Source organism: Bartonella sp. AP88HLJMH, assembly GCF_042195605.1.
Classification (GTDB): Bacteria; Pseudomonadota; Alphaproteobacteria; order Rhizobiales; family Rhizobiaceae; genus Bartonella.
The window spans coordinates 1-13,155 of record NZ_JBHIOR010000024.1; the positions used below are offsets into that span (position 1 = coordinate 1).

General features: G+C 37.3%; 12 protein-coding genes and 4 pseudogenes. 3 read left to right on the plus strand and 13 right to left on the minus strand.

The genetic code is table 11. The features are described 5' to 3' along the window. The 3 genes and pseudogenes from ACFIMA_RS08435 to ACFIMA_RS08445 all read left to right on the plus strand — a co-directional run. The coding region (locus tag ACFIMA_RS08435; protein WP_375693750.1) for a toprim domain-containing protein at window positions 1-429 on the plus strand (429 nt) is incomplete at its 5' end. Beyond that, window positions 426-2,033 carry a YfjI family protein gene (locus tag ACFIMA_RS08440; protein WP_375693751.1) on the plus strand — a complete coding sequence of 536 codons (1,608 nt, stop codon included), beginning with the start codon at window positions 426-428 and terminating at the stop codon, window positions 2,031-2,033. The genes ACFIMA_RS08435 and ACFIMA_RS08440, both read left to right, overlap by 4 nt. Window positions 2,034-2,617: 584 nt before the next feature. Continuing rightward, window positions 2,618-3,073 (plus strand): annotated as a pseudogene (locus ACFIMA_RS08445) (type ISP restriction/modification enzyme); the annotation flags it as partial. A gap of 1,332 nt (window positions 3,074-4,405) precedes the next feature. On the opposite strand, the pseudogene ACFIMA_RS08450 reads toward ACFIMA_RS08445, so the two are convergent. From ACFIMA_RS08450 to ACFIMA_RS08510, 13 genes and pseudogenes are all read right to left on the minus strand, one after another. After that, window positions 4,406-4,510: pseudogene (locus ACFIMA_RS08450) on the minus strand (transcriptional regulator); the annotation flags it as partial. 18 nt (window positions 4,511-4,528) lie between these two features. Further along, window positions 4,529-4,606: pseudogene (locus ACFIMA_RS08455) on the minus strand (Killer protein); the annotation flags it as partial. Window positions 4,607-4,619: 13 nt separating this feature from the next. Beyond that, a complete protein-coding gene (locus ACFIMA_RS08460) occupies window positions 4,620-5,552 on the minus strand; it encodes a DMT family transporter (protein WP_375621810.1) in 933 nt (310 codons plus the stop codon). An 11-nt stretch (window positions 5,553-5,563) separates the two neighbouring features. After that, the gene (locus tag ACFIMA_RS08465) at window positions 5,564-6,319 is read right to left on the minus strand and encodes an SDR family oxidoreductase (RefSeq protein ID WP_375610911.1); all 756 of its coding nucleotides are present in this window, start codon (window positions 6,317-6,319) and stop codon (window positions 5,564-5,566) included. A gap of 152 nt (window positions 6,320-6,471) precedes the next feature. Further along, complete coding sequence (locus ACFIMA_RS08470) at window positions 6,472-7,230, minus strand: HAD family hydrolase (protein WP_375693347.1); 759 nt, start codon at window positions 7,228-7,230, stop codon at window positions 6,472-6,474. A gap of 84 nt (window positions 7,231-7,314) precedes the next feature. Then, complete coding sequence (locus tag ACFIMA_RS08475; protein WP_330167542.1) at window positions 7,315-8,145, minus strand: hypothetical protein; 831 nt, start codon at window positions 8,143-8,145, stop codon at window positions 7,315-7,317. 23 nt (window positions 8,146-8,168) lie between these two features. Continuing rightward, window positions 8,169-8,972, minus strand: coding sequence for an AfsA-related hotdog domain-containing protein (locus ACFIMA_RS08480; protein WP_375693348.1), 804 nt, complete (start codon window positions 8,970-8,972; stop codon window positions 8,169-8,171). A 291-nt stretch (window positions 8,973-9,263) separates the two neighbouring features. Continuing rightward, the gene (locus ACFIMA_RS08485; protein ID WP_273758245.1) at window positions 9,264-9,884 is read right to left on the minus strand and encodes a hypothetical protein; all 621 of its coding nucleotides are present in this window, start codon (window positions 9,882-9,884) and stop codon (window positions 9,264-9,266) included. Between the two features lie 86 nt (window positions 9,885-9,970). After that, window positions 9,971-10,276, minus strand: a complete 306-nt coding sequence (locus ACFIMA_RS08490; protein ID WP_375652557.1) for a carboxymuconolactone decarboxylase family protein — start codon at window positions 10,274-10,276, stop codon at window positions 9,971-9,973. 95 nt (window positions 10,277-10,371) lie between these two features. Continuing rightward, complete coding sequence (locus ACFIMA_RS08495; RefSeq protein ID WP_375693349.1) at window positions 10,372-10,701, minus strand: carboxymuconolactone decarboxylase family protein; 330 nt, start codon at window positions 10,699-10,701, stop codon at window positions 10,372-10,374. 716 nt (window positions 10,702-11,417) lie between these two features. Continuing rightward, the gene (locus ACFIMA_RS08500) at window positions 11,418-11,702 is read right to left on the minus strand and encodes a type II toxin-antitoxin system RelE/ParE family toxin (RefSeq protein WP_246054788.1); all 285 of its coding nucleotides are present in this window, start codon (window positions 11,700-11,702) and stop codon (window positions 11,418-11,420) included. Next, entirely contained in the window at window positions 11,695-11,913 is a 219-nt protein-coding gene (locus tag ACFIMA_RS08505; protein WP_005773872.1) for a TA system antitoxin ParD family protein, read from the minus strand. Before ACFIMA_RS08505 ends, ACFIMA_RS08500 begins: the two co-directional genes overlap by 8 nt. 499 nt (window positions 11,914-12,412) lie before the next feature. Further along, window positions 12,413-13,097: pseudogene (locus ACFIMA_RS08510) on the minus strand (DNA adenine methylase). Window positions 13,098-13,155: the final 58 nt, after the last annotated feature.

Genomic DNA, 13,155 nt, shown 5'->3' on the forward strand with positions numbered 1-13,155 from the left:
GTTAAGGGGGCTGGCTCCTTTGCCATTCATAGAACCTTTTTAAAAGACAATGGCTGCAAAACAGATCAAAAACCAGCCAAAGCTATGTTGGGATCTGTCACGGGTGGTGCTGTGCATTTAAGCCAAGCCAATCCAAAACATCTGGTCATTTGTGAGGGCATTGAAACCGGTCTGGCTCTGCTGTCTGGGCTGTTACCAGAGCCCGTGAATTTATGGGCGTCTCTTTCAACCCATGGCATGATGCATGTGAATTTACCTCTTACAAAAGCCCGTCTCACCATTGCAATGGATGGCGATGATGCGGGGCGTAAAACAGGTTTTACCCTCGCTGCACGTGCCTATAGACAAGGCTTTGAGGTTTTTATCATGCAAGCCCCCTACGGTCTAGATTTCAATGATGTTTTGATACTAAAAGGTATAAATAAATGAGAGAGAATAAAAACAATATTATAGATACCAACAATCAAAATGTTTCATGCAATGATAACGATAATGGCTCTTTAAATGATAAGACTTGTTTAGAAGCCATTCCTTATAAACAAGCATTGCAACAAAACGGTTGGGGGGAATTAAAACCACTTGAATATACTCTCTTACCCGTCGAGTCTTTTCATGCTGCGCAAATGCCTTTAACTTTAAGTCGCTATGTTTATGACGTTGCTGACCGTCAACAAGCGCCTCTCGATTTTGTGGCTGTCGCTGCTTTGTGTGGCTTGGCTGCTCTCATCGGCAATGGCGTGCGGATTGCTCCAAAACAACATGATGATTGGAAGATTGTCCCTAATCTCTGGGGCGCTCTTATTGGTCAACCTTCAACCATGAAAACACCTACCATGCAAGCCGCTTTAACTCCCATCACTTGCCTTCAAAAGAAATGGTATAAAGACTGGCTAAAGCAGAAAGAGAGACAAGAAATTGAAGAGATACTTGAAACTTTAGACAAATCCGAAAAGAAAAAACAAGCCCATAAAGCAATCAAAAAAGGAGATCTTGAAACAGCCCGTGCTCTTTTGTCTGAAACCCTCTCTAAAGACAATGCGCATGATGATGATGTCTCCCGTTTTATTGTCAATGATACGAGCGTGGAAAAGCTTGGGGAACTTTTAAAAGAAAACCCCCGTGGTCTCTTGATGGTGCGTGATGAATTATCCGGTTTCTTAACAGATATGGAACGGAAGGAATATCAAACAGACCGTTCCTTTTATTTGGAAGCTTTTAATGGAGATGGTCAATTTACTTATGACCGGATTGGGCGGGGAACCATTTTTATCCCCCATGTCACCTTATCCATGATTGGAGGCATTCAACCTTCACGCATTATTCCCCTTATTCAAGCAATACACCGTGGGATAAACGATGACGGTTTATTGCAACGCTTTCAAATGATTGTCTGGCCCGATGACAATAAAGAGTGGCAAGTGATTGATAGACCGCCTAATCAAGAGGGGTGGCAAAAGTATGAAGGGGTTTTTCGTTCTTTTCGTGATAAACGCTTAGGGTCTCCCGAACAGCCGCTGATCATGCGTTTTTCTGCTGAAGCACAAGTGAAGTTTTATGAATGGTTAGAGCATCTTCATAAAGAGGCAAAAGGAGGTAGTTACTCAGAAAGCTTACAATCGCATCTTTTGAAAATGCCTAAGACCATAGTAAGTCTTGCATTGATTTTTGAATTAATCGAAGGGGGGCGTTTTGAAATCAATAAAGGTGCCCTTCAAACAGCCTTGCGATGGGAAAAATATTTGTTCAGTCATGTCAAAAGGCTCTATGCGGCGGCGGATAGCTTAGCAACAGAGGGGGCAAAATTGATTGTCGAGCGCTGTGATCATTTACCCGATGTCTTTACTTTACGTGATATTCATCAAAGAAGTTGGACGCATTTAAAAGATAATCAAACCGTTAAGCAAGCTTTAGAGCTTTTATGTCGTTGTAACTATATTCGTGAATTTCCTATAGAGGGGAATGAATTAGGTCGGCGTCCTGATAGACGGTATGAATGGCATCCTTTGGTTAAAAACAACAGCATAAAACAATAAAGAAATCTCTTTTGAAGTCTTTAAGACAACCACGCAAAACTCTTTTTATGGCATTCTCATCAAGGAACTTTTTTCCAAAAGCAAATGATCTGAGTGACCTTATCAGAAGAGTTTTGTCAGTCTTGTCAGTTCATTCTAGCTCCTATATTATTTTTTTTAATGAGAGAAAATTAAAAACATTATATTTCAATATGTTAGTATTTTTAACGATACAACCTATATCGACAATACAACCTTAAATACAATCCATAATATATATTTTTCAGTTTGTGTCTGTAAATTGAACTAACAAACTAGATTACTTTAGTGACTCATAAAACCTATCAAAATAATCATTATGATATTTTAAAAGCACATGCTTCATTTGTCTTTTTTCCTAAAATAAACAGCAAATTTCACTATTTTGCTGATCTGATCTCTCTCATGGGCTGCGGATAAACAGCATTTAAAAACTCTTTTGAAAAAATTATCGGCTTTTTTAGCATTTTTCTGCATTTTTTCTCAATTCGTTCAAAATGGATTTAATAAGCTTCGTTTTAATTCTTTTGAAGAGACTTAAACCCCCTATACGAAAACGGAACTCTGTTGTAACAGGGCGTGAACTGGATCATTTGCACGTGAATTATGAAACTGTAAAACCTTATCCCGTAACCTTTAAAAAAGGTAATCCAAAAGTTACAGAGATCTCTAATCCAGAAAAATTCTATTACATGACTGAAATGAAATTCGCAAAAACAGGTAAAGAGAAAGATAAAACCACTGTTATTTATAATAACAATATCACAATAACAGATATCCCTCTTGACGCTTATGAGTATATCGTCAATGGTAAACCCGCTCTTGAATGGGTTATGGGGCGTCAATGTGTAAAGACTGATAAAAAGAGTGGCATTGTTAATGATGCCAATCGTTATGCTGTTGAAACCATTGGCAACCCTGCCTACCCTCTAGAGTTATTTCAGAGGGTTATTACCGTAAGTTTAGAGACAATGAAAATTGTTAAGAACTTACCAAAATTAGAAATTAGAGAAACTGAATAGACTTGGCTTGCTAAACTCACAAAGGGGTATAGAATCTTATAACCATAATCTATACCTCTCTTGTTAAGTTGATTAGATACAATCTTTAAAAGGAGTGTTTATATGCATTATTCTAAAAAGAAGAAACTTACACTTTTAAATACTCTACTTTGAATTGCTTTAAGACTTTTAAGAAATCCCATCTTAAAGTGAATACGCTTCTTTTACATTGCCTTTAAAAGATTAAACCGTAATCTAAAATGAGTGCTTTATTGTTATCAGAAGCTTTATTTAAAGAGGGTTATGTATATTCATTTTCTTATATTACTTATAGGTTTTGAATGTTTCTACCCCCCCAAAACCCTTACAAAACATAGAGCATTAGTTGAATTTATAGGTTGTACTATTGATATAGGTTGTTTTTTGAAAAATTGATAAAAAATAACATATTGAAATATAATGACTTTTATTTTTTATTGAAAAATATGTAAAGGGGGGCGTAAAAAGCACCTCCCCCCCCCCAAAAACTCATAACCATAATGGTCTTGATAGCATTTATTATGATTATAATCCCTTTCTTTTGAAAGGCTTTAAAGGTTACATACTCTCATAAGACATGTTTTAATCATTCACTAAATGATCACTTTTGTCGATTCAATGTACTGACATAAACTGACAAATATATATTTACAGTTGTATTTATTTGTTATGGCTGTTTTAATAAGTTGTATTTTGAAAAATTCATAAAACTTAACTTATTGAAATATAATGATTTTAATTTTCTCTCATTTAAAAAAAATGATATAGGTTCTAAAAAGAACTGACAAAAATGACAAAAGTTTATTAAAAGGGATTTTGCTCATCTCTATAATTATCATTCTCTCTTTAGATGTTTTCATAAAAAGCAGTAAATCATAATTATCATATATTCTATTTATCATTTCTCTTATGAAAATGGAAAATGATGCCATGGCTATAAAGAACATAACAGCTATAGAGAAAGCAAAAATGCAAATGAAATCGTTTGTTATAAAGACAGTCCCTATAAAAGGCTGTTAAGTCTAAAATGTGTTATTAAAAGAAATTAACAGAAATCTTAAAAACCATTTAGTGACAAAATTGATAGGTTATAAAGTTTAAAATACGCATTATGAGAGCGTTTCTAAAATATTATAAATGTATAGATTCAGAAAATAACGCAATCGTTTCATAAAACCTATAATATAGCTTTAAAAGCATATAAATATAAAAGAAGCAATTCATAATCATAAGATATTATCAATACACAACGTATTTAAAAAATACAAAAAAATATCAAAAAAAGATAAAATATTATTTGACAATAAATACGTATTTTGTTATATGAAGACGATACGCTAATTTTTGTATTGTTATCCCCATTTCTTCTAAAAAAGCTACTTTTAGAACTTCACTAGAATGGGCGGGGTTATGCGTCATTTGTTTTCATTCCTTTCATCAATGGTAATCTTGATAATCAACAAGCTCCACATCTGTTCCGATAAAGCGAAAAATAACACGCCAATTTCCATTCATCTTAAAAAGTATATTACTCTTTATGCGCATTGGGAACGGCTTTTCTAGATCCTAGTAAGCTGAATATATAGCCTTGTCCGATTAGAACTCCAAAAATCGTAATAAAAACGCCTATGATTTGCATGATTTGAGGGATGAAGCCGAACAGGATTTGCACCAATAAGGCTGAAATAGGTACAAAATTGAAAAATATCGCCGTCTTACCCGGACCTCGGATCGCTATTCCAATATTCCAAAATAGGTAGGCTAAAACTGATCCTGCAACCCCCATCCAAAGGAGTGCGAATAAACTAGCGCCGGACATAGACATCGTTTCTTGAAGAGGGGATTCGAATAAAAAGGTTAGGACGCCAAGGGCGACGGTGCCAGAGAGCATCGTCCAGCTTGTTGTTTCAAGCGGGGTTGCGTTCTTGACAAATGACCGCGTGCCCACGGTATAGAACGCCCAACCAATGGAACCTAAAAGAATCATAATATCTCCTTTGGCAAAGGAAACATGGTTAGACAAAAATCTCCCATTTGTTATGACTAAATAGACCCCGAACATGCTAATGAGCATCCCTATAACCCTCTCACAGGTTGGGAAAGATTTATTCATGATAGCTTCAATAATATTAGCACTAATAGGGGTTGTCGCCATGATGAGGGAGGCTGTTATGGGATTTGACGTTTGCAAGCCAACAAATAAAGCGCCATTAAACCCTGCCACACCGATAATCCCTAGGAAAATATAAGAAATAAAATTTTGCGATAAAACATGCCACCGCAAGCCTTCTTTGAAAATCATAATTAAAAATATGGCGATTACGGCAATGAGAAACCGCTCAAAAGAAGCTGTCCATGGAGAAACAGTCGTTAAAGCTATCTTAGTGGCTTGGAAATTGGAACCCCAAAAAAAGGTTCCTACGAGGGTTAAGACAAGAGCTATTCTGGGCGTGATTTTCATTGGATAGATCCTTATACTTGATACCAAAGTGGAGCATCGAGACGTATAGAAGAAATTTGTGCGGTATTAGATGAGGAAAGAATAAAGTTGACCGCGGAAGCAATGTCATCTGGGTGAAGCATTTTGGCAAGATTCTCTGGAGGTATCTCTGGGAATCCTTTAAAATTGCGACGAAAATCCGTATTAACTTTATCAACTTGGATTGAACAAACACGAATATTTTGTGGCATTCCCCATAAGCGCAACCCACCAGTATAGCCCTCTACAGCAAATTTAGAAGAAGAATATGAAATTAAAGAAGGATTGTATTCTACACCCCATATGGATGAAATATTTATAATATCGGCGCGAATTTCCTTTTTTAGATAGGGTAAAGTAGCAGCTGTTATATAGAACATTCCTTTAATATTCACATCAAATGTTTCAGCACATTCTTGAGCATCAATTGTTTCTGGATCGCCACTATAACAAATGCCTGCTACATTAACTAAGACATCAAGACCACCAAATTCTGAGATAACCTTATGGACAGAAGAGTCAATGGCTTCTTTATCGCGGATATCAACAATCAATTTACATAAGCCTGCCGTATCGATGGAGGTTGGTAGTTCTATGTCAATGATGTCTGCACTTGCTACCTTATGACCATTTTTCAATAAGTTTAGAACAATTGCTTTACCGATGCCGCGAGCGCCTCCTGTGACTAAAATACGTTTCTGTTGTTGTGAGTAAATTCCGGTCGTGTTTTTTATCATTTCGTTTAGCATTTTCTATACCTGAAGTTGTAATCATTAATATTCAGCTAGTTTATTTTTAGCCATGCATTATGTATTACTGTATTATGTTTAATATATTGAGTATTATTAAATTGTTTAAATAATAAGATAGCCTTAAAGTTTATTGTGATTAGGTTGAATAACTAAAGAACTGATATTTCATGTAAAGACGTCTCATTAAAAGGAAATACCTTTTTAGAGGAGAATGCTAGAGTTTGTGATTCTTTAGGTAGATTTAAACAGCGCCAACCATGCTTGTGAGCATACGCCTCAAGCAAAGGATCGCCAATAACAGCGACAGGATGACCTACAAGCTTCAGCATATGCTCATCGGAAATATCATCACCGTAGGCCCAGCAGTTCTTAAGGTCACCACCATGTTTTTCAATAAAATCCTGAATCGCAAGCGCTTTTCCAACGCCGATCGTTTGCGGAGGGACGAAACGGCCATTATATTTTTGCCCATCATGCAATAGTTTTGTGGACAAGATGTAAGGTACACCTAGATGTTCTGCAATGGGGGCTAGAATTTCTATAAAAGAGCCGGATACTAAGACCGGCTCAATTTTTTTGCTATGATGGGATTTTAGTTCTGTTACTACTTCTTGGATTAAGAAAGTAGGATTAATCAACGCGCGCTTTGCCCAAGTTTCTGCACATCTTGTTACTTCTGCTACAGCACGTCCGGCAAAAAATTCATAAAAGCGACGGTTTATTACGCTGCGCGGACTCTGGTTATCATGGTGTGCACGTAAAATAGCAGTAGTATCTGCATATTCCTCTTGGTGAGCGTTGGTTGAAAAACCTAGCCAAGATTTATACCAGAAATCGTGGAAAGCGAGCATACTCTTGCTCCGAATAAGGGTGCCATCTACATCGAAGAATGCATACGCAAGGCTCATTATTAATTTCTCCCTTCAAAAAAAATTAAATACTTTATAATGTTGTTTGTTCTTTATAAGCATGGATATGATTTATTCGTAATATTAATCCTTTGTTGTGAATTCCCAGAAACCTGTTTTTTTGAGCTTTAGCTGCGCGTGGACATCCCCTCCTAAGCCATACCATCCGATCGCACCGCCTCGATTCATTTGATAACTCATCCAAAGCAAGACGATATTTACTATTCGATTAGCAGAGGGATCGTTCACAGATGGAAACGGATTGGGTAATATTGCTTGATAAAAGGCATGCCCATCAGCATCTGCCAGTAGTATATTGGGAAGACCAAGTGGGCCGGGTCGTGTAGGTGCATGGGGATTCAGATCATGTTGCCGTAGTGCCATAATTGTGTAAAGACTGTTAGGAATTAACCCCAAAAATTCAAAACGAAAATGTCCTGTTCGTTGGTCGTTAGGGACGGAAACTTCCATGGATCCTTTCGCTTTACACCATTGTTCAAGGGTTATCGGCGCAGTAATCTTTCTACCATCTTGGTTTCGAGCGTCTGGTATTGGTACTTCATGGAAGCCATAGCTTGGCAGATAAATATTTTTCGCATTGGGGCATTGCGCTGGTGCAAATATTACTGGATAATTATTGCATGGTAATGGTAAGGGCAGAGTATGTAATACAAGAGAGGCATCACTACTAGAAAGAGGATCTGAAAGTTCTTTTATGATATCGTAGGGAGCATTCTTGCCGAATTCAGGAGTTACAGTAGAGGTTGATACCAAAGCTCTTCCCCACTCTGAGGTAAGTTCTCCATGGGAATTCATGCGATTGATTTGTCCAATAACAATAAAATTTCCCTTTTCATCCATTACTTCGCTCGGGGGATAAGTCGGTCCTTGTGTAGTCAAACTTAGTTCGTACATTATTGTTTTCATAGATAATGCCTCTACGCAAGATAAACATTTTCAAGGTTCTCAGCTTTCCGCGAGATAGAGTCCCTACCTGTTTGCTTGTTAAGAAATTTAATCGCTTGTTTGTGTTCATTCTTCTTTAGTTTTTCTGCATGATAAGCAGTAAACTGAAAGGAAAGAGTAGCGGCGCTCGTGTCGCCTTGGTTAACTGATATAGTTATATCGAAGTGAAGGCGAGATAATCTGGATATATCGCTAGAGTTAATTCGATAGTTAAAAACAACGTCAAGAGGGAATACAAACCCTGTAAAATTGGCAGCCAGGCTATTTAACACGAAGTAATACGGCTCCGTCCAGTTATCTCCGATAAAATATTCCTCAGTAACTGCTAAAAACATTTGACGAGCTGCTTCAATCAACACCATACCTTGTATATGTTGTCCAGTTTGATGATCATTCATTAGTTCTGACCGTTCATCCAATATTAAGTGAGATTCAAAATTATGCTCATCTAAACGTTTCGGGTGAGAGATAATCGCATTTCTGATGTAGTGCTTATGACTTTGCAGGCGGCTAACGCGAAGTGGACGCTGTAGTAGAGGAGAAATATCAATCCCGTGGGCTGCGAGTGGATATAGTCCTTGGTCATAAAGAGCTTGAGCTTGAACTTCTGTTAACCCTTGACCGCTAACAAGTTGACTATTACTAGGTAAATTGGCAAAGGAATTTGTACGTATCATCTCTAAAATTTCCCAAAAAGTCTTAACGTTTTCATGTATACTAAATTCATGAAATTTATTGCCAACTATAAAAATTTTCTTATTAGATGTATTTTTCATTGTGCTCCCTGCCTCAAAATTATAACTAATTTTAACTCTCTTTTTATATCTCTTTGATTTATTTGAAATAAAAACATACTCTTCATAAAATTATTATATGGCTTTAAAAATCGGTAACTACGTTATTGATCAAATATAAGCAAAAATTTACCAAAATAATTACATTACTTAAAACATACATGGCTTTTCGGTAATATTATAGAAGAGTAAGCGCTCATTTTTAGCAATCACTACCCTCCACTCAAACCAAAAGCTGCAGCTTAGTTTTACAGCTGTCGCCGTAGTTCGTTGTTAATTAATAAAGCGTTTGTAAATTTTTGTATAAAGTCCACCTTCTCCACCCGTGATAAAATTGTCTCCGGCCTTTTTAATTATCTCTTGATAGCGCGGAGAAGAAAAAAGGCTCTTATAGATCTCAGGATCAACAGAAAAACCGGAGAGAAACATAACACCCGGCTCTGTACTAATGATGGAATGATAAGCAATAAACTCTTCAACCTCAGATGCCTTGCGTACTACGTCAAAAATGGTTTTGTCTCGCCATTGGCGGTAGGAGGTAAAACGGCTTGGAGGAACCTCAATATGACGCAGCTGCAGATACGGTGTGCTAGGCAAAGACTGCTTGAGCACTTTTACCGATTCAACATAGGTCAAAAGTTGACGACGAAAGTCGTTCACAAGATCTTCTCCCAATAATTTTAATTCAAGCTCCCATATTCCCGGCAAGCTCTCAATCTGTTTTAATGAGGGCAAGGCTCTCAACTGCAGAACAGTCCTATTATCAAGAGATACAAACACCGTAGCCTGCTGCTCAGATTTTTCTGCTGTGATCTGCCTCCATTTCTTAGCTACTGTAAGAGTTTGGTTTTCTTTAGGATATATTTCTGTAATTAAAAGATACGGTGTAGACATTAAATTCTTCTTGAAATTAAGAAAAAAATTAAATTCGTAAGTATCACGCTTTTGATAATAATGATGTTGCTGGCAAATAAATTTCTCTATGTCTCCTTGCGTGAGGCAAAAACTTCTTTAGCAATTTCAACGACATTAATCGCTGCAGGAAAGCCTACATAAGGAGCAATGTGAATTGCTAATTCAATCACCTGTTCGGGCGTGCCAGCTACATTAAGCAGACCCTGTATATGCAGCTTCAGCTGTGGAATCGCAGTTCCTAACGCTGCCACCGTTATAATTTCCCGTTCAAAGAAGTTGAGGATAGGCCGTGTGTAGATATCACCAAACCCAAACTCAACAACAAAACGAGCTAAGTCTGGAGCAATGCTACCCAGTGTCTTAATAATCATTTGTCCATCGGGGCCATCAATATGTTCTAGTGCCTTCAGTCCAGATTCGTAGCGATCCTCGCATACTAATGGCGAGCCGCAACTAGATATGAAGTCTAGTTCTTTTCATCAAAGACCTCTTTTGCAGCAAAAACACTATTTAAGGCTGCTGGAAACCCTGCATAAAGTGCCAACTGTATCATTACTTCAATCAGCTCAGCAGGACTACACCCAATATTAAGAGCACTGGTAAGGTGGAATTTGAGTTGCCGTCTTGCATTACCGAGAGTTGCAAAGATGGCAACGGTGGCAAGCTGCCGAATACGGCTTGTTAAGTGAGGTCGCTCATAAATTTCTCCATACACAAAAGAGATGATGAATTTTGCGAGATCAGGGGCAACATCGGCCATTTCTTCAAGAATTGAAGGGGTCTCGACCAATTCCATAGAGCGTAAACGCTCCACGCCCAATTCATAAGTATTTTTCTTATAATTTACACATGAATTGCTATCGTGCTTTAATATCCTAGTCAATCATTTTTGTAAATTTATTTTATATTATTTTTCATTTTTTACATTATAGGCAATCCTTATGAAGCTATAGCAGATAGTAAGGGATTTTTCTATGGCATTAATATTACGTTGATGCAGCAGGCACGTGTAGCCTTTCCAGACGTTGTACTTAAGACTGAGCTAAAATTAGCAAATTAAACCCTTCTTATTCGTATTTGCGCAAGAGAACTGAGGTGTAACTTGTTGAGCGTAGAAACACACCATGCATGATTATGTGCGCATTGAGCTATAGGACTTAGTTGTATTTAGTATTTTGCGGCTTGAATTTACCGAGGAAAGTGCGAAGCGTTAAATTTATAACAGATGCTACTGACTTACCTCTAATCTAGTAAAGTTCTATCATGACAAAGCCATTTGTTGGGGTGTACGGAAGAGCTTTGTTTTTAACTCAAGTTAGAGGTATGTAATAGCAGATGAGTGCAGTACTCCTTTGCTGCAAAGTCCTCCAATCGGTTTAGCTAAAAATATTATGCCGCAATTAGGTGCCCAATATAGCTTGATCATGTCTATAAATTTTGGTTTAATACCTTTAGCACTGGAGAACTTTAGTAAAATTAATGCTGTGTGCCTCTATCAAGTTGTAAAATATATTATGCTTTAAGATCTCGGTAAAAATTTTCATGAGAGCCAAGTGCTAACAAGGTCAAAGTAATCGTGTGATCTTCATAGCTGTAAGCAAGCAGCGTCAATTGCTTGGCCATTTTAAATTTATAGACAAAAACACCAGAAAGATCACCTGTTTTGGCTTGACCAATGGTGGGCGTTTTCATAATGACGCGAACAGCTTGGTCTAGATCTTGTTTTTGGTTGGCATGCAGTTTTTTGACAGTTTTTTTAAATGAATGGGTTTGTAAAACTTGCATAGATTCAGCCAAATTCGAATGCTGTTACATCGCCATCTGCATTTTCTTGTTGTCCAAGTAAGATTGCTTGAATAAATTGAAAGGAGAGATCTGGATTTTCTTCGGCTATTTTGCCCATACGCGACCAATATTCAATTTGCTTAGGAACCGAGCGGCTATAAACAGACGCGTAACGCTTAGCCTCATTAATGAGATCATCAGACAGTTTAACAGTTGTAGCCATGACTATACTCCTACCTTACAATAAGGTGGTAATATAGTTCAAAAGGTGTTAAAAAGCAACCTTTGAAACACAATAACCTTAGCAGATCTCTAACACAATTCCTTCTCTCACAGCCATCTTTCTTAATATCTGAAAGAAGAGAAAATAAAAGATAAATTTAGAACTAAATGATCGAGAATAAGCTCTAAAAAGGTTCGGGATAGGCAGAAAATAAGTTAAAAGAATCAACGGAATCAAAATTCCCGAACTTCTATATAATCTATTGATTTTATATAAATATAGCATTCCTACCCCCTCCGCCACAGCACTTTTGTCGTGCTATAAATTATTGATTCTATATGTCTTGTATGTAGCTTGTCAGCAGGTTTTGCAGAATTTGACAGCAGGTTTTGCAGCAATTCATTTTTAAAATTCACGTCTTTTTTAAAAAATTAAAGGGGTTTTCAAAGGGTCTTCAAAGATCATTTAAAGACCCTTTAAGGCAGCTTTTTCTCCTTTGCTAAAAGTCGCAATTTGAGATGATAAGCTCTTGAGCTGGAATTGGATTATTTGAACTGCATGTATAAGATATGGTGACCTCTTTTATCTTAAATGGGCTAAAGCTTTTGCGAATCTCCGGCACATCATTGAGTGACAGAAGAAACTTTCCCTTTAATTGTGCAAGCAGTGTGGACATCCTCTGATAATCCTCTCGCTTAAACAAATCCTTGCCATAGTAATCCTCAACACCCCAATAAGGCGGATCAAGGTAAAACAAGATGTTGGGACGATCATAGCGCCTAATAAACTCAAACCAATCTAAATGTTCAATGGTCACACCTGCTAAACGACGGTAAATAAGCTTTAAGGAGGCTTCAAGTTTGAGACTATTAAACCGTGCACCACAGTGTGGATCAACTCCAAACGTCTGTTTTGCCACTTTGCCACCAAAACTCAACCGCTGCAGATATAAAAACCGCAATGCCCGCTCTAAATCTGTCAGGGTCTTGGGATCTTGGGTGCGTAACCGTTCAAACGCCTCACGGCTACTCACCTGGAACTCCAACAGATCCATGAAAGGGTAATAATGGCGTTGCAACACCCGAAAAAAAATTCACCACATCACCTAAACGATCATTGATCACTTCATATAAAGGAACTAATTTTCTCCTTAAAGATACAACGTATTGATTTATAATGATAATCTAGCGTTATTCATATTGAATGAGAACCCTGAATAACGTAAGATTCTCTCATTTTAAA

Coding starts and splice junctions, on each gene's coding strand:
- ACFIMA_RS08470 (WP_375693347.1), bottom strand. CDS start 7,230: ATGAGCCTTGCGTATGCATTCTTCGATGTAGATGGCACCCTTATTCGG.
- ACFIMA_RS08465 (WP_375610911.1), bottom strand. CDS start 6,319: ATGCTAAACGAAATGATAAAAAACACGACCGGAATTTACTCACAACAA.
- ACFIMA_RS08480 (WP_375693348.1), bottom strand. CDS start 8,972: ATGAAAAATACATCTAATAAGAAAATTTTTATAGTTGGCAATAAATTT.
- ACFIMA_RS08495 (WP_375693349.1), bottom strand. CDS start 10,701: ATGGAATTGGTCGAGACCCCTTCAATTCTTGAAGAAATGGCCGATGTT.
- ACFIMA_RS08505 (WP_005773872.1), bottom strand. CDS start 11,913: ATGGCTACAACTGTTAAACTGTCTGATGATCTCATTAATGAGGCTAAG.
- ACFIMA_RS08485 (WP_273758245.1), bottom strand. CDS start 9,884: ATGTCTACACCGTATCTTTTAATTACAGAAATATATCCTAAAGAAAAC.
- ACFIMA_RS08475 (WP_330167542.1), bottom strand. CDS start 8,145: ATGTACGAACTAAGTTTGACTACACAAGGACCGACTTATCCCCCGAGC.
- ACFIMA_RS08490 (WP_375652557.1), bottom strand. CDS start 10,276: ATGATTATTAAGACACTGGGTAGCATTGCTCCAGACTTAGCTCGTTTT.
- ACFIMA_RS08460 (WP_375621810.1), bottom strand. CDS start 5,552: ATGAAAATCACGCCCAGAATAGCTCTTGTCTTAACCCTCGTAGGAACC.
- ACFIMA_RS08440 (WP_375693751.1), top strand. CDS start 426: ATGAGAGAGAATAAAAACAATATTATAGATACCAACAATCAAAATGTT.